Source organism: Pleomorphomonas sp. T1.2MG-36, from assembly GCF_950100655.1.
In the GTDB taxonomy this organism is placed as follows: domain Bacteria; phylum Pseudomonadota; class Alphaproteobacteria; order Rhizobiales; family Pleomorphomonadaceae; genus Pleomorphomonas.
Genome location: NZ_CATNLY010000045.1, coordinates 162828 through 179343, shown reverse-complemented (window position 1 = coordinate 179343; position 16516 = coordinate 162828). Strand labels below are relative to the sequence as shown.

Sequence of the window (16516 nt, the reverse complement as noted above, 5' to 3'; positions counted from 1 at the left end):
CGAAAGGATCGGCGGATCGATGGCGGACAGTGACAAGGAAGCGGATGGCGGAACGCCGCATCTGAGGCGTGGCTGGACCACCGGCAGCTGCGCCACCGCCGCAACCCGCGCCGCCTTCGAGCGCCTCGTCAGCGGCGACTTTCCCGATCCCGTCGCGGTGACGCTGCCGGGCGGCCAGACGCCTTCCTTTGCATTGGCCGTCACGGCGGCCGGCGACGGTTGGGCGCGAGCCGGCGTGGTCAAGGATGCCGGAGACGATCCGGATGTGACCCATGGCGCCCTCATTCTCGCGACCGTTCGGCCGGCGACACCGGGCGCGGGCCTCGTCTTCCGCGCCGGACCGGGTGTCGGCACCGTGACGCGCCCCGGCCTGCCGCTTGCCGTGGGCGAGCCGGCGATCAATCCGGTGCCGCGCGCCATGATCGCCCGCACGCTCGACGAGGCGCGCGCCATCGTCGGCGGCCCCGAGGATGTCGAGGTGGAGATCTCGGTCGAGAATGGCGAGAAACTGGCCGAGCGGACGCTTAACGGTCGGCTCGGCATCATGGGCGGCCTGTCCATCCTCGGCACCACCGGCATCGTGGTGCCCTTCTCCTGCGCCGCCTGGATCGCCTCGATCCAGCGCGGCATCGACGTGGCACGCGCCTCGGGCTTCGCCCATGTCGCCGCCTCGACCGGCAACACCTCCGAACAGGCCGTCAAAAAACTTCATGATCTGGACGACGTCCAACTGATCGATATGGGTGACTTCGTCGGCGGGACGTTGAAGTACCTGCGAAAAGCGCCTGTTGCCCGCGTGACGCTGGCGCTCGGCTTCGCCAAGGGCGTGAAGCTCGGCCAAGGGCTTCTCGATCTTCATTCCAAGCGCGGGTCGGTCGATCTCGCGGCGCTGTCTTCGATCGTCGCCGACCTCGGCGGCAGCGACGAGCTCATTCGGGCCGTGGTTGACGCCAACACGGCCCTTGAAGCGCTGACGCATTGCCGCGCCGCCGGCATTCCCATTGCCGACGCGGTGGCCGAACGCGGGTTTTCGACCGCCGCCGCGCTGATCGGCAGCTGCGGCATGATGCTGGAAGTGGCGCTGTTCGACCGAAACGGTGGCCTGCTGGCGAGCACGGGCTTCCGACAGGTCTAGTCTTCGCCCTCACCTGCCCGCGAGTCACGTCCCCGGAAACGGCGCTGATAGTCGGCCGAGTAAAGCGCGCTCGCCCGGAAGTCCTCGGCACCGAGCACCCGGCCGACCAGGATGAGCGCCGTTCGCTCCATCGGCGCATTCTGGAGTTCGCCGAGAATGGTCGCCAGCGTTCCCCTGACGATCCGCTCGTCCGGCCAACTCGCACGGTAGATGACGGCGACCGGGCAGTCGGCACCATAATGAGGAATGAGTTCCTCGACGATGCGATCGACGACGTGAATGGAGAGATGGAGAGCGAGGGTCGCGCCGGTTGCGGCGAAGGCCGAGAGCTTCTCCTTTTCCGGCATTGCGGACGCGCGGCCGGAGGTGCGCGTCAGCACCAGGGATTGGCCGACCTCCGGCAGCGTCAGCTCGCGGCCGAGCGCCGCTGCGGCCGCCGCAAAGGCCGGAACGCCGGGCGTCACCGTGTAGGGAATGGCGTGCCTTTCCAGAAGCCGAATCTGCTCGCCGAGGGCGCTCCACACAGAAAGGTCGCCGGAGTGCAGTCGTGCCACGTCCTCGCCATTCCGATAGGCTCGGAGATACTCCGCCTCGATCTCTTCGAGCGACAGCGGCGCCGTATCGACGATGCGGGCGCCTTCGGGGCAATGGGCGAGAATGGCCGGCGGAATCAACGAGCCGGCGTAAAGGCAGACGGGACAGGCGGCGATCAGGTCGCGGCCACGCAGCGTCAGAAGATCGGGCGCGCCGGGGCCGGCGCCGATGAAATGCACGGTCACTTCAAAATCTCCTCGGCCACGGCGATGGTGACGCCCTCTTCGGCACGGCGCGGAACGACAAGGCGCGCCCGGCCGCCAAAAGCGGCGAGCGCGGCGGCTTCCGCCACCGATGGGACGCCGAAGCGGGCGAGCGCGGCCGGTGACGGCGTCGCGACGCGGTCGGCCATCGCCGAGAGGACGTCGCGAGGCAGAAAGACGAGCGGCAGTGCAAGACGCTCGGCTGCCTCGCTCAGTCCGGCTTCGCCGCGCTTGTCCTCGATGGTGAAAAGGCCAATGGCCGGCGCGAGCCTTGCCGTCGCCTCACCGACCAACCGAGTGATCGTCACAGCCGAAGCGCCCTGGCGACAGCCAACGCCGATGGCCAGCCGGCCGCTCACGGCTTCACCCAGATCCACTGGACCACCGGCAGCGCCGGCCGCAGCGCATGGAACCCGCCGATGCGGTCGAGCCGGGAGACGGCGATTTGCGTCAGATCGCCACCCAGCCGGGCTTGCAAGGCAAAAACCTCGGCTGTCGTTTCCACGGTGACCGCGTTGATCACCAGCCGACCGCCCGCTGTCAGCCGATCGACGCAGGCGTCGACAACGCCCGGATCGCCCGAGCCTCCACCAATGAAGATCGCGTCGGGATCAGGAAGCGCCTCGAAGCCGGCGGGCGCCTTGGCTTCGACCACGCGGAGATCGGGAACACCGAAGGCCAGGGCATTGCGAGTGACGCGGGCGGCGCGCGTCGCATTTTCTTCGATGGCGCAGGCACGCAGCGAGGGGTCGCACAGCATCCACTCGATGGCGACCGAGCCAGAACCGGCGCCGACGTCCCACAGCGTCTCGCCGCGCGTCGGCCTCAACGCGGCGACGGTGAGCGCCCTGACCTCGCGCTTGGAGATCTGCCCATCATGCTCGAACCAATCGTCCGGCAGACCGGGCGTAAACGGAATGACGCGAGCGTCCCGTCCACCCTCGACCTCAAGGGCCACCAGATTGAGAGGATCGATATTGTCGATGTCGAAGGCCCCGGCAACGGCGGATCGGCGACGCTCCCTGAGGCCGCCCATCGCCTCCAGCACGGTGAGGCGGCTGTTGCCGAGACCGCGCTCCGTCAGCAGCGCGGCGAGCTTTGCCGGGGTCGTGCCGTCCCAGGACAGTGCCAGCAGGCGCGCGCCCGGCTGGACATGCGGCAGCACGCGTTCCAGCGCCCTGCCGTGCAGGCTGACGCGAACGACATCCTGCCCCGGCCAACCAAGCCGGGCAGCGGCCAGCGCAAAGGCGGACGGCGCCGGCAGCACCGTCATTTCGCGGGGATCGACGATTTCGGCCAGAAGCGAACCGACGCCATAGAAGAAGGGATCGCCGGAGGCGAGCACCGCCACCGGACTACCGCGCCGGGCAAGAATGGCCGGAAAGGCGTCCCCAAGGGGCGAGGGCCAAGCCAGGGCGATCGCCGGATCCGCCTTGATGAGATCAAGATGGCGACGGCCACCTACGATGAAACCCGCTTGTGCGATTGCCGAAACTGCCGCAGGAGAGAGACCGTCGAGACCGTCCTCTCCGAGGCCGACGATCGTCAGCCAGGGTGAAAGGGAGGTTTCAGCCATGGGGGACTCCGCAAGACCGATGCGCATTCTCGTCCTGGGCGGGACCACCGAGGCTTCGCGCCTCTCCGAGCGGCTGCAGAAACGCCAGGATATCTGGGCACTGCTGTCGTTGGCCGGCCGCACCCACGAACCGGCGGCGCAGGCCCTCAATACCCGCGTCGGCGGCTTCGGCGGCATCGAGGGCCTTGCCGCCTTCCTGCGCGACCAGCAGATCGACCTCTTGATCGACGCCACCCACCCCTTCGCCGCCCGCATCTCCGCCAATGCCGTGGCGGCCAGCGAGATGACCGGCGTGCCGCTGGTCCGCTACACGCGCGAGCCTTGGAAGCCGATGCCGGGCGACAATTGGCTCGAGGTGCCCGACCTCGACGCCGCTTGCGCCGCGCTCGGCCCCGAACCGAAGTGCGTGTTCCTGACCGTCGGCCGGCTTGGCCTGTCCGCCTTCGAGGCGGCGCCGCAGCATCACTATGTCGTCCGCTCCATCGACCCACCGCATGAGCTGAACCTTCCGGACTACCGGCTGCTGCTGGAGCGCGGACCGTTCGACGAGGAATCGCAGGCCCGGCTGATGCAGGCCGAACGGGTGGAGATCATGGTCACCAAGAACGCCGGTGGCGACGCGACCTATGGCAAGGTGGCCGCCGCGCGCCGCCTTGGCCTGCCGGTGATCATGGTGGCGCCGCCGGAGCCGGTCACCGTCACCACCTATCACGAACTCGACGACGTGATGGCCGACATCGAGACGCGGCGCGTTCATGTCGCCCCTCCCCTCGCCTGACGCGGGCTGAGAATCCACGGCGTTCCGCCGGGACGGTCGATCAGCCGGCTTTCTGATGAGCCGATGATCACCATCGTCGCCATGTCGACGATCGAGGGATCAGCGGCGGCGAGCGTTGTCACGACGAGCCGCTCGTCCGGACGACCGACGGCGCGGGCGAAGGCAACCGGCGTCGGGCCGGCCTTCAGGCTCCGCAGGAGATCGAACGCTTCGAAGATACGGTTCGGCCTGGCTTTCGAAGCGGGATTATAGAGAGCGATGACGAAATCGCCCTCGGCGGCGGCCCGCAACCGTCTCTCAACAAGATCCCAGGGCTTGAGGTTGTCGGACAGCGAGATGGCGCAGAAATCGTGACCGAGCGGCGCACCGAGCCGGGCGGCGGCAGCCTGCATGGCGGAGACGCCGGGCATCACCGTCACGGGCAGATGGCGGGCCGCGTCATCGGCCTCCACCGCCTCGACAACGGCCGCCGCCATGGCAAAGACGCCGGGATCGCCGCCCGAGACGACCGCGACGATGCGGCCGGCGCGGGCAAGATCGATGGCGAGGCGCGCCCGTTCGAGTTCGACCCGATTGTCGCTGCCGTGACGCGTCTGGCCGGGCCGCTGCGGACAGCGGGCGAGATAGGGCTCATAGCCGACGAGGTCGGTCGCCCGTTCGAGGGCGGCGCTCGCCTCCGGCGTCCGCCAGTGTTCGGGACCGGGCCCGAGACCGACCACCAGGATCTCGCCCGCGTCGCTCATGGCCGCCGCCCTTCGCCACCGATCAGGATCAGGGAGAAATAGGGGGAGGTATCGTCGGTCTTGTCCGACAGGGGCAGCACGACCTCGCCGTCCATGGAGCCGCGCTCGATGTAGATGGCGCGATGGGCAAGACCGGCGCTGACAATCGCCCGCCGGACCTTGGGGAAGTTGGAGCCGAGCTTCATGATCACCGCGGCATCCGCGCCTCCGAGGCGGGCGGCAAGGTCCTCCTCGGCGAGGGTGCCAGGCAGCACGGCGAGGACATCGTCGCCCCAAGTCATCGGCAAGCCGGCGGCCGAAGCGCAGCCGGAGAAGCCGGTGACGCCGGGCGTGATCCTGACCGGGAAGCGATCCCTGAGGCGCACGTAGAGGTGCATGAACGAGCCGTAGAAGAGGGGGTCGCCCTCGGCGATCAACACGACATCGCGGCCAGCCGCGAGATGGGTCGCCAGCGTCTCGGCCGCCTCGGCATAGAAGCCGCCGACCTCACGGACATAGAGCGGATCGGCAAAGCTCATCTCGGTGGTAAGCGGATAATGAAGCGGCAGCTCCTCGGTATAAGGGCGGACATAGGGCTCGACGATGGTGCGAGCATGACCGCGCCGGCCCTTCTTGGCGAAATAGGCGAGGACGGGCGCCGACCCGATCAGCCTCGCCGCCCTGACGGTGACGAGTTCTGGGTCGCCCGGGCCGACGCCGACACCGTGAAGCGTTCCCGGACCGATCATTCGCGATCGCTCGCCAACGCGTTGACGGTGGCGGCGGCCATGGCCGAGCCCCCCTTCCGCCCACGCACCACGATGTAGGGCACGCGGCCGTCGGCGATCAGCGCCTCCTTGGATTCGGCGGCGCCGACGAAGCCGACCGGCATGCCGATCACCGCCGCCGGTCGGGGCGCGCCGGCATCCAGCATCTCGAACAGGTGGAAAAGAGCGGTGGGCGCGTTGCCGATGGCGACGACCGCGCCCTTGAGACGCTCGCCCCACAGCATCATGGCGGCGGCCGTGCGGGTGTTGCCGATGGTGAGCGCCAGCGTCGGGACCGAGGGATCGTCGAGCGTACAGACAATCTCGTTGCTGGCCGGCAGACGGGCGCGCGTGATGCCGTTGGCCACCATGCGGGAATCGCAGATCACCGGAGCGCCGGCTTCGAGCGCGGCCTTGGCAGCGGCGACGGCGCCAGGAGCGAAGGCGAGATCGGCGGCCACCTCCACCATGCCGGCGGCATGGATGACGCGCACGGCGACCTTTTCCTCCTCGGGCGGGAAGCGGGCAAGATCGGCTTCGGCGCGGATGATGGCAAAGGAGCGGCGGTAGATTTCCGCGCCGTCGCGGATGTAGTCGTGGCTCATCTTCAAAATGTCCCGGAACGGAAAAGCGACTCGATCGCCTCGGGCGAAAGGCCCGTGTGGCGCGGTGGATCGGTTGGCCCGCCGTCTAGCACGACGTCGACGCCCCCGTCACGGCCGACCAAGGTGACGGCATGGGCGACGGAACTGGCACAGCTCTTTTCGCAGCCCGAGATGTGCAGCCAGACGCCGCGAGCAGCCTTCAGTGCCGCGAGACGACGGGCCAGGCTGCGCGTCTCGATTTCGGCCGAGCCGCAAGCAGGCGCGCCCGGGCAGGCGGCGACCGCGAGGAGCGGATCGTCGAATCTGGTAATGAAGCCGGCTTCGGAGAGACGTGGCAGGGCATCGGCGGAAACGCCGGGCAACAGGACGGCGCGAAAGGGTGTCAGCCGAATGTCGGACGCCGCGAGGTCGGCTAGGGTGCGAAGCTGGCCGGCAGAGAGCCGGCCAAATGGTAAAGCAACGCCGACATGAGCGGGGAAGGCGCCAACCAGCGGAGGAGGTTCGGACCGATCGGGCGACGCGCCGTCGGTCGGTTCAAGCCCGGCGGCGGCAAACACGGCCTCGACGCCGATGTGGCCGACCAATGCCGCCATGCGACGCGGCTGCGGATCGACGGTCGGCGCAAGATCGAGAAAGGCGCGCGCAAGGCGAAGGACGGCACCGACCGCCTCCCCAGGCTGGATCCTCGTCGTTGGCGCACCGCCATCGAGCGAGATCGCTACACCGCCGCGCACGAACTTCAGGCGGACGTCGGCCGGCACGGCGCCGAGGCCGATGCGACCACTATCGTCGACCGAAAAGCCGAACTTGGCCGGTAGATCCCGGAGAGAGCCCTCCGCGACGAGCGCTGCCTCCAGCTGCCCTGCGAGGCCGAAGGCATCGCCCTCGGCCGCCTCGTCGAGATCGGAGAGAGGCGAGGCAACGACATTGCGGATTGCCTCGGCGCCGGCATCCGCGTCGAGCAGCCCGAGGGTGGCGACTTCGGCGAGAAGGGCGGCGAAGCCGTCTTCCCGGACTCCCCGAAGCTGCAACCCGCCGCGCCGGCCGAGGTCCAGCTCGCCGTTGCCATGGCGAAGCGCGATGTCGGCAATGGCCCGCGCCGTCTCCGGGACAAGACGCCCCCCGGTTATCCGCAGACGCAGGATCAGACCGTCGCCGCTCCGCATGGGGCGGCGCACGCCAGGACACCAACCGCGAATGAGGGGCTGGTTCATCGAAGGCGCGCCTCCGTCTCGGCGAAGCGAGCCGCCACCGAATTGCGGCGAAGCGACCAGGCGCCCCGATCGATCACCACCCGCAGCCGCAGAAGCGCATCGCGTGCCGCTGCGGGGTTGGCTTCGACGAGGAAGTCGCGCACTCGATCGTCGCCGAAGGTAGCGTCGAACAACCGGTCGAAGTATCGGGGGTCGACGGCATCCGACAGGGCCGCGAAGGCGCAGAGATTGGCGACCGCCTCGCAGATTTCCGCCGCGCCACGATGGCCGTGGCGCATCTGTCCGGCGATCCAGCGCGGATTGGCGGCGCGGCCGTGGATGACGCGGGCGATTTCCTCACCGAGCGCGCGCGCCTTCGGCGCATCGCCGGTGGTATCGACGTGGTAGAGCGCCGCCTGCCCGCCGAGCGTTTCCGAGGCCGCCGCAAAGCCGCCTTCGTGGGAGGCGAAGGCGTCGTTGGAGAGAAGGTCCTGGCCGTCGAGGTCCTGCACGTGGACGAAGGCATCGGCGGAGGCGACGCGGGCGGCAAAGCCCTCGGCGTCTGCGGCTTCCCCGTCGACTGCATAGGCATAGCCGGAGGCGGCGAGATAGGCGCCGGCCAACGTGGTTCTGTCGGCGGCCAGATCCTCCGGCCTCATCTCGCCGAGACCGCTGCCGAAGGCTCCAGGCGCGGCACCATAGATGCGGGACGGCGACGAATCGCAGCAAGCGGCAAGCGGGTTGGTCTCCGCGTCCTCGTCGAGCGAGGCCACCGCCTTCACCGCCTGATCGAACAAGGCGATCTGTCCGGGAAAGACGTCGCGGAACAGGCCGGAAACGCGCAACGTCACATCGACACGCGGCCGTCCGAGGCGGGCAGGGCTCAGAACCGTGAAGCCGGACACCCGGCCGGAGGCGGCATCCCAGGTCGGCCTGACGCCGAGGAGGGCCAGACCTTGCGCGATATCGTCGCCGCCGGTGCGCATCGATGCCGACGCCCAGACGTCGAGCACGATGGCTTTCGGCCAGTCGCCGTGGTCCTCGACGTAGCGCGCGACGACCTCCTCGGCCGTGCGGGCGCCGATTTCCATGGCGGTGCGGGTCGGCACGGCGCGCGGATCAATGGCATAGAGGTTGCGCCCTGTCGGCAGCACATCGAGCCGCCTCGGACCCGGTGCCCCGGACGGCCCCGGCGCCACGCGCCGGCCGTCGAGAGCGGCCAAGAGCCCCTCCCGTTCGGCGTGGGCCGAGGCAAGGAAAGCGCCGGCGGCCGAGACATCGCCGCCGAGCGCCTCAAGGTGAGCGGCGATGCGGCTCTCACTGGGCGCCCGGCCGAACACGTGCAGACCGTCGGCAATGCGCATGTCCTTGACGTCGCAGATCCAGGCATCGAGCCGCGCCAGCTTGTCGGCCGGATCGAGGTCGGCGGACAGGCCAGCCGCCTCAGCGATGCCCGCAGCCTCCGCCTTGTCGGTCAGCACGGCGGCAAGATGCTTAGCCCGCCTTGGATCCAAGGCCTGGGCGTTGGCGAACTCGTCGACCAGCATTTCGATGTCGGCGATGTCGCCATGGACACCGGCACGGGTCAACGGCGGGGTCAGATGTCCGAGGATGACGGCCGCGATGCGGCGCTTGGCCTGGGCCGCCTCGCCGGGATTGTTGACGATGAACGGATAGACGACGGGCAACCCGTCCGTAAGAGCTGCGGGCGCGCACTCGCCTGAAAGACCAGCCGCCTTGCCGGGCAGCCATTCGAGCGTGCCATGAGTGCCGAGGTGAACCATGGCGTGGGCGTCGAAGCCGTGCCTGAGCCAGAGATAGAAGGCGGCATAGGCATGGCGCGGCGGAAGATTGGGATCGTGATGATCGGCAGCGCGGCTGTCCCGCCGACCACGATCGGGTTGCACCGCGATGACGAGATTGCCGGCGACGATGGCGGCAAGACGGAAGGCACCGTTCTCGACCAACGGGTCCGCGTCCGGGACGCCCCAAGCTCCGGTCATCGACGCACGGAGTGCCTGCGGCAGACGGGAGAACCAAATTTGATAGTCCGCAAGCGGGATGCTGACGGTGGCGTTCCCGCTTTCCAGCGCACCGATCAGTGCTTTCTCGTCGGGCAGCGGCCCAACATCATAGCCCGCCGCATTGAGATCCTCGGCAATGGCGACGAGCGAGGCCGGTCCGTCGAGACCGACGGCATAAGCCGTACGACCACCCTTGCCGGAATAGTTGGAGAGCACGAGACCGATGCGCCGATCAGAGCGCGGCATCCGTTTCAATCGCGTCCAGCCGTCCGCGAGGCGCACGAGGCGATCGATGCCGTCCCCGTCGGGCCTGTGACGGATCGGCGTGTACTCCAGGGCTTCGGCGCGATCGGTGGGCGCCTTGAAGCTGATGGCGGGACCATCGAGGCGCCCGTCCACCTCCGGCAGGACCACGCTCATAGCAAGATCGGTAGCCGACAGGCCGCGCGACGACGACGTCCAGGCTTCTCGCGACAGGGTGGAAAGAGGCGCCTGGATCACCGGCACGTCGGCAGCGTCGAGAAGCGTCGTTCCGTCGTCGCGGCGGGCGGAGAAGGCCGTGCAGTTGATGATGATGTCGGGCTTGAAGACGGACATCGCTTCGCCGAGTGGTCCCGCGACCTCCGGATCTTTCAGCGACGTAACCCAGACCGGCAACACCGCGAAACCGGCCGTCGCCAGTTCCTCGGCCACCGCCTCGATCGGCGCGGCGTCACCGGCATTGACCAGCGCCCGGTAGCCGACGATCAGCACGCGCCGGTCGCCGCTGGCACAGCCTCCTGGAAAATGCCCGAAGGCCGGCTGGGGCGCCGGCTGGCGCCAAGCGGTATCGCGTCCCAGACGCGCGGCAATGAAGGCAAGTGCTGCCGATACGTTGTCGGGGCCGCCAAAGGCGAACCAGCGCTCGAGAAGATCAAGATCGTCCGGCGGCAGGGTCGACGCCATGGCAAGGCGCGGATCGGGCCTGTCGTCCCCTGGGATCAGCGCCAGATGGATGCCCTTGGAGCGCGCCAGCATGGAAAGCTCGTCGACGCCGTAACGCCAGTAGTCGGCGCCACCCAAAAGACGCACCAGCACGAAGCGCGCCTTTGCGGCGACCTTCTCAAGGTAGAGATCGACGGAATAGGGATGGCGCAAGGCGGCGAGCGAGGCGAGGCGGAGGCTCGGCGCATCTGGACCGAGCCGTCCATGCACGGCGGCGACGAGACCGAGATCGCTGTCCGAAAAGGACAACACCACGACTTCGGCCGGCGACTGGCCGAGATCGACCGCCGCGACGCTGTCGTCGAGCGAGCGAATCTGTTCGGCCAGAATATGCAAGCCTGCCTCCTTGCTTCGTTCTTCCGCTTATCCGAAAGGTCTGCAACTTTTCGGGCGGGTGCTCAGGCGAGAGCCGCGCGAATGGCTGCCTCGTCGATGTCCTTTTCGCCGATCACCACCAGCGCGCTGCGGCGCGGACCGGCCGGCCAGGGCCGATCGAAGGCATGGCGGAAGCGGCCGCCGACGCCCTGCACCAGAAGGCGCATCGGTTTGCCGGCAATTTCAACGAAGCCCTTGATGCGCAGAACGTCGTGCGCCTCGGCGACCGCCTTCAGTCGGGCGATCAGACTGTCCGGGTCGCTGGCCGCGCCGATCTCGACGGCGAAGGTCGAGAAGTCGTCGTGATCATGTTCGCCGAGACCATCGTGATGGCTCGGCCGGCTGGAGAGATCGTCCTCGGCGGCGGCAGCCAGCCCGAGCAGGATTTCCGGCGCAATCTCGCCCTCCGAGGTCGGCACGACGCGGACCGCCTTCGGCAACGACGCGGCTATGTCGCCCGAGATGCGCCTCAGTTCGTCGTCGGTGAGAAGATCGGCCTTATTGAGGACCACTAGATCGGCCGCGAGAAGCTGGTCCTCGTAGACCTCTTCGAGCGGGTTGTCGTGATCGACCGATGGATCGTCCTGTCGCTGGGCAAGCACCGCTTCCGGATCGTCGGCGAAGCGGCCGGCGGCGACGGCCGCGGCATCGACCACCGCGATCACGCCGTCGACGGTGAGGCGGGCGCGCACGTCGGGCCAGTCGAACGCCTTGATCAGCGGCTTGGGCAGCGCAAGGCCCGAGGTCTCGACGATGATATGGTCCGGACGGCGGGCGCCCTTGGTCAACGCCTCGATGGCCGGCAGGAAATCGTCGGCGACGGTGCAGCAGAGGCAGCCATTGGCGAGCTCGACGATAGCGTCTTCCGGACAATCGGCGGCACCGCAGGCCTTGAGGATGTCGCCATCGACGCCGACGTCGCCGAACTCGTTGACGATGAGCGCGAGGCGGCGACCGCCGGCCCGCTCGATGACATGGCGGATCAGCGTCGTCTTGCCGGATCCGAGAAAGCCGGTGACGATGGTGACGGGGATCTTGGGCTGGGCGTTCATCGGTTGGGCTCCGGCTGTGGCGGGATGCGGGCGACGAGGCCCGACTTCAGAAGCGGCGGACGCTCTCGCCATGGCACGCGGCCATCGTCGCTCGCCGCGTAGCGCTCGGCGGCGGCGATCACCTCGTCAGGATCAGAGGCGTCGGCAGCGACATAGGTCCACCTGTCCGGCGCGGCGAAGGCGACGGTAACGGGCCGTTTGCAGACGGAGAGGCACTCAACACCGGAAAGACGGATGTCGCTCCGTCCTTCGAGGCGAGCGGCAAGAGTGGCGTGGAGACGGGCACCGGCCCGGCAAGCCTCGTCGTCGCCCGCTGCGCGGCAGGCAAGACAGACATGCAGTGTGATCGGATGAGCCGTCATGGCCGGCTCTCCGTAAACGTCGACAAACGGCGGCCGGAAGCCGCCGGGGCATGCGTCATGATCTGGTCCTTCCCCGCCCCACCGGCGGTCTTGACATCCGTGCGCGGCGGCAGGTCTCCTGGCTCGCGGTTCGTCGCCGGATGCAGCCTTCCCGATCTCAGATCAGTGGCATACGGGGCATCAGGCTCGCCGCTCACAGTTGCGGGGGCAGCCACGGCTTTCGGGATCACCCGATTCCGCGTTCCCTCTTGCGCCCTCCTCCATGAGGAAGGACCGTCGCGCCTGACCATTTGCGGCTTGTTGCGAGGCAAAGTCAACCAAGCGGCACGCCGTCATCCTTTACGCCCCCTTAAACCGCCGGTTTTCTTGCCCCTCAAGCGCCGGCGGGCCTCCGGCCCTCGGCTTCCGCTTCGCGCGGCGCCGCTTGGCGCCGAAGTCGCGACGGCGCGTGCCCAGGCGGCCTCATCCTTTACGCCCCCTTAAACCGCCTCATTTAGGGTGAATCGGATGCTCCACGGGCGTGTGGCCCAGACCTCAGGAGTGGCGGCGAACGATGCGGAGCGACAGACGGGATATCCGACGCGAGCGGGCGGAGCCGACTTTCGAGGCGCCCTCCCAAGACGGCGATTTTTCCGCGCGCGACGGCGACCGCTTTACGCCCCCGAGGAGCCTGCCGAACTCGCGCAGCGGCCGAGCGGGACGAGTCGAGCGGGTGGAGCCCCGCTTCGACGATGATGGCGAGGAGGCGGAGATGACCGAACGCCGACCGCGCCGCAAGCCATCCAAGCGCCAGTCGAGACGAAACCGACGGTCCGGCATGGGTCTGCTCGGTCGCCTCGTCTATTGGGGCGTGGTGCTCTGCATCTGGGGGCTGATCGGCGTCGCCGGAATCATCGGCTACACCGTTGCCACCATGCCGCAGATCGACGACTGGAAGGTCCCGACCCGACCACCCAACGTCGAAATCGTCGATGCTTCCGGCACCATCATCGCCAACCGTGGCGACACGGGCGGCGAAGAGGTGTCGCTGTCCGACATGTCGCCCTTCCTGCCCGAAGCGGTAGTGGCTATCGAAGACCGCCGCTTCTACCACCATTTCGGCGTCGACCCGATCGGCCTCTCCCGCGCGCTGGTCACCAACCTTTTCGCGGGCTCGGTGGTGCAGGGCGGCTCGACGCTGACCCAGCAGCTCGCCAAGAACCTGTTCCTGCAGCCCGACCGCACGCTGGAGCGCAAGCTGCAGGAGGCGGTGCTGGCGCTCTGGCTGGAATGGCGCTTCTCCAAGGACGAACTCCTGGAGATGTATCTCAACCGCGTCTATCTCGGGGCCGGCGCCTATGGCGTCGACGCGGCGTCACGACGCTATTTCGGCAAGTCGGCCCGCGAGGTCAATCTTGCCGAGGCCGCCACCATCGCCGGCCTCCTGAAGGCGCCATCGCGCTACGCGCCGACCAACTCGCCCAAACTCGCCGCCGACCGCGCCAAGGTGGTGCTCGCCGCCATGGTCGATCAAGGCTATGTCAGCGGCGACGAGGCGGCGCGGGCCACCGCAGTCGGGGCGCCGTCCCTGCCTGCGAAAAACGGATCGGCCGCCAACTACGTCGCCGACTGGGTGATGGATCTCCTGCCCGGCTACGTCGCCCGCTACCGCACCGATCTCGTGATAACCACCACGATCGACGCCCGCCTTCAGGCAGCGGCGGAAAATGCCGTCCGCACGACACTCGACAAGGAGGGCGTCAAGTACAAGGCAAGCCAGGGCGCCCTGGTCGCCATCGACAACGACGGCGCCGTCAAGGCGCTGGTGGGCGGCAAGGACTACGCGGCCAGTCAGTTCGACCGGGCCATCGAAGCAAGGCGCCAGCCGGGTTCGGCGTTCAAGCCCTTCGTCTATCTCACCGCTATCGAACATGGCTTCTCGCCCGATTCCATCGTGGTCGACGAACCGGTCTCCATCAACGGCTGGTCGCCGAAGAACTATGAGAACGAGTACCTCGGTCCGGTGACGCTGACGACGGCCCTCGCCCGTTCGCTCAACACCGTGGCCGCGCGCCTCACCGCCACGCTCGGGCCGGACAATGTGGTGCAGACCGCCCGGCGCGTCGGCATCGTCAGCCAGCTGCATGACAATCCATCGATCGCTCTCGGCACGGGCGAAGTGACGCCACTCGAAATCACGGCTGCCTACGTGCCCTTCGCCAACGGCGGCTGGGGCATCATTCCCTATCTCGTCGAGGACATCCGGACCAAGGACGGCAAGGTGCTGTTCCACCGCCAGGGCGATGGTCCGGGCCGGGTGATCTCGGAGGTCGCCGTCGGCACCATGAACCGCATGATGTCGACAGTCGTCACCGACGGCACAGGACAGAAGGCGCTTCTTTCCGACCGGCCAGTGGCCGGCAAGACAGGCACCAGCCAGGATTTCCGCGACGCCTGGTTCATCGGCTACACCAACGGGCTCACCGCCGGCGTCTGGCTCGGCAATGACGACAACACACCGACGAAGAAGGCGACCGGCGGCGCGTTGACCGCGCTGCTGTGGAACCGCTTCATGACCGACGCCACCCGTGGCCTGCCGGCCCGTCCGCTGCCCGGCGTCGAACTGGTACCACCGCCGACGAATGTCGGCGTCAGCTTCGCCGAAACGGACGGCTTGCCCATGCAGGGACCGCAGTTGCCCGGAGCAACGCCGGCACCGCCGCTCAACGTTCCGGTCACCGAGGCGAGCCCGGCGGAGAAGGGACTTCTCCAGCGTCTGTTCGGCAACTGACGAAAGATCAGGGCAGCCGGTGCAGGCCGGCGCCGTTCTTCTTCAGCCAGTCCTTGGCCGCCTCCGTGGCCGGGCACAGGCGCTCGCAGATCGTCCAGAAGCGGTCGGAATGGTTCATTTCCTTGAGATGGGCGACCTCATGGGCAGCCACGTAGTCCAGGACGAACGGCGGGGCCATGATCAGGCGCCATGAAAAGGCGAGCACGCCCCGCGCGGACGCCGATCCCCAGCGGGACGTGGTGTCCTTGAGGCGTATCGCCGTCGGTCGGACGCCGAGCGTTGCCGCGTGCCGTGCCACGGCGGAAGCGAGATCGACACGCGCTTCCTTTTTCAGATGATCGACGAGGCGGCGACGAACATGCGGCGCCTCGCCGGGCACCTCAACCGTCGGGCCATCCTCAAGAGCGAGAAAGCGAATGCGGCCGCGCGGCGATCCCGGGGCCTCAACCCGATGGACAACGCCGCGAATTGGCACCGCGACGGGCACCTCGGCCATTTCGGGTCGGGCCGCGAGCCGTTCGGCAATCCAATCGGCATGTCGTGCAACGAAGGCCTTGGCCTCGGCGATCGTGCCGCGACGCGGAATGGTCACCACCGCGCCGTCGCCGCGCCGGTCGAGCCGCAGCGTGTAGCGTCGGGCGCGGACGTTCCGCCGCACGGTCACCTCGACCATGCTGTCGCCGGCCAGAATCGGAAAGCTGGCGGGCGCCGAGCGCTTCTTTTCGGAAGTTTGCAGGAAGGGCAGACGAATCGGCATGTCGAGAGTGTAGGGGCGGTGGCGCATATGACAAAGCCTCCGCATCCGGTCGGGGATACGGAGGCTTGTCGGCCTGCCGGTCGTGGAGGAGAACCCGGTTCAGGCGCCCTAAGTCAAACCGACGGGTTGCGGCCTGCCTTGAAGCGATCGAACTCTTCCTGATCCTTGGCACGACGCAGGTTGGCCAGGAACTCGTCGAACTCGTCACGCATCCGGTCGAGGGCCGCGCGTTCTTCCTCAAGCCGCTTCAGTTCGGCCTCGCGATAGGAATCGAAGGCGGTATTGCCGGTCGATCCGGCGCGATAGTGTTGGAAACCGCCCCGTTCGAAGCCAGCCCGACGGGCAGCACGTTCGAGATCCGGGCGAAAGTCGTTCCAGCGGGCGCGCATGCGATCCCCCCAAAGTATATAGGCAAGTACTGCCAGGCCGATCGGCCAGAAGATCACGAAACCGACGATCATCGCCGCGATGGATAGCGGATGAAAGCCGGGTCTCATCACGCAGCTTCTCATTTTTCTTCCCTTTCGGAGTGTTCCGAGCAACGATACCGAAGTGGCCCCGGTCAAAGCCGCCTTCAAGGGTGGGTGAGGACTTTTTTGGAATGGGGTCTGGAACCATT

The 16516-nt window shown here is 67.9% G+C and carries 15 protein-coding genes and 1 riboswitch; of the genes, 3 read left to right on the top strand and 12 right to left on the bottom strand.

Features of this window, described 5'->3' with window-relative positions; translation table 11 throughout:
- Nucleotides 1–19: 19 nt before the first annotated feature.
- Entirely contained in the window at nt 20–1135 is a 1116-nt protein-coding gene (locus QQZ18_RS18435; RefSeq protein ID WP_284542418.1) for a cobalt-precorrin-5B (C(1))-methyltransferase, read from the top strand.
- Here the strand turns inward: QQZ18_RS18435 and cobM are convergent.
- From cobM to cbiE, 3 genes are read right to left on the bottom strand one after another with little or no spacing between them, the layout of a single operon-like run.
- Entirely contained in the window at nt 1132–1914 is a 783-nt protein-coding gene (gene cobM, locus QQZ18_RS18430) for a precorrin-4 C(11)-methyltransferase (RefSeq protein ID WP_284542416.1), read from the bottom strand. The two genes, QQZ18_RS18435 and cobM, sit on opposite strands and share 4 nt — an antisense overlap.
- Entirely contained in the window at nt 1911–2291 is a 381-nt protein-coding gene (locus tag QQZ18_RS18425) for a cobalamin biosynthesis protein (RefSeq protein ID WP_284542415.1), read from the bottom strand. Before QQZ18_RS18425 ends, cobM begins: the two co-directional genes overlap by 4 nt.
- Nucleotides 2288–3508, bottom strand: a complete 1221-nt coding sequence (cbiE, locus tag QQZ18_RS18420; protein WP_284542414.1) for a precorrin-6y C5,15-methyltransferase (decarboxylating) subunit CbiE — start codon at nt 3506–3508, stop codon at nt 2288–2290. The genes QQZ18_RS18425 and cbiE overlap by 4 nt, the downstream gene beginning before the upstream one ends.
- Here cbiE and QQZ18_RS18415 point away from each other — a divergent pair.
- Entirely contained in the window at nt 3507–4286 is a 780-nt protein-coding gene (locus QQZ18_RS18415) for a cobalt-precorrin-6A reductase (protein WP_284542413.1), read from the top strand. The two genes, cbiE and QQZ18_RS18415, sit on opposite strands and share 2 nt — an antisense overlap.
- On the opposite strand, the gene cobJ is transcribed toward QQZ18_RS18415, so the two are convergent.
- The 7 genes from cobJ to QQZ18_RS18380 all read right to left on the bottom strand — a co-directional run bounded on the left by cobJ (nt 4262) and on the right by QQZ18_RS18380 (nt 12370).
- Entirely contained in the window at nt 4262–5029 is a 768-nt protein-coding gene (gene cobJ / locus QQZ18_RS18410) for a precorrin-3B C(17)-methyltransferase (protein WP_284542412.1), read from the bottom strand. The genes QQZ18_RS18415 and cobJ overlap by 25 nt on opposite strands.
- Complete coding sequence (locus QQZ18_RS18405) at nt 5026–5757, bottom strand: precorrin-2 C(20)-methyltransferase (RefSeq protein WP_284542411.1); 732 nt, start codon at nt 5755–5757, stop codon at nt 5026–5028. The genes cobJ and QQZ18_RS18405 overlap by 4 nt, the downstream gene beginning before the upstream one ends.
- Complete coding sequence (locus tag QQZ18_RS18400) at nt 5754–6380, bottom strand: precorrin-8X methylmutase (protein WP_284542410.1); 627 nt, start codon at nt 6378–6380, stop codon at nt 5754–5756. The genes QQZ18_RS18405 and QQZ18_RS18400 overlap by 4 nt, the downstream gene beginning before the upstream one ends.
- Before the next feature lie 2 nt (nt 6381–6382).
- Nucleotides 6383–7594: a precorrin-3B synthase gene (gene cobG, locus QQZ18_RS18395; protein ID WP_284542409.1), complete on the bottom strand. Its 1212-nt coding sequence runs from the start codon at nt 7592–7594 to the stop codon at nt 6383–6385.
- Entirely contained in the window at nt 7591–10917 is a 3327-nt protein-coding gene (gene cobN, locus QQZ18_RS18390; protein ID WP_284542408.1) for a cobaltochelatase subunit CobN, read from the bottom strand. Before cobN ends, cobG begins: the two co-directional genes overlap by 4 nt.
- A gap of 62 nt (nt 10918–10979) precedes the next feature.
- Entirely contained in the window at nt 10980–12008 is a 1029-nt protein-coding gene (gene cobW / locus QQZ18_RS18385; RefSeq protein ID WP_284542407.1) for a cobalamin biosynthesis protein CobW, read from the bottom strand.
- Nucleotides 12005–12370 carry a DUF1636 domain-containing protein gene (locus tag QQZ18_RS18380; protein ID WP_284542406.1) on the bottom strand — a complete coding sequence of 122 codons (366 nt, stop codon included), beginning with the start codon at nt 12368–12370 and terminating at the stop codon, nt 12005–12007. Before QQZ18_RS18380 ends, cobW begins: the two co-directional genes overlap by 4 nt.
- Nucleotides 12371–12461: 91 nt before the next feature.
- Nucleotides 12462–12663, bottom strand: a riboswitch (cobalamin riboswitch).
- A 458-nt stretch (nt 12664–13121) separates the two neighbouring features.
- On the opposite strand from QQZ18_RS18380, the gene QQZ18_RS18375 reads away from it, so the two are divergent.
- A complete protein-coding gene (locus QQZ18_RS18375; RefSeq protein WP_284542405.1) occupies nt 13122–15140 on the top strand; it encodes a transglycosylase domain-containing protein in 2019 nt (672 codons plus the stop codon).
- A 7-nt stretch (nt 15141–15147) separates the two neighbouring features.
- Here the strand turns inward: QQZ18_RS18375 and QQZ18_RS18370 are convergent, their stop codons facing one another.
- Both QQZ18_RS18370 and QQZ18_RS18365 read right to left on the bottom strand, forming a co-directional pair.
- Entirely contained in the window at nt 15148–15924 is a 777-nt protein-coding gene (locus QQZ18_RS18370; RefSeq protein ID WP_284542404.1) for a M48 family metallopeptidase, read from the bottom strand.
- Between the two features lie 86 nt (nt 15925–16010).
- A complete protein-coding gene (locus tag QQZ18_RS18365; protein ID WP_446728679.1) occupies nt 16011–16409 on the bottom strand; it encodes a DUF2852 domain-containing protein in 399 nt (132 codons plus the stop codon).
- Nucleotides 16410–16516 lie beyond the last annotated feature (107 nt).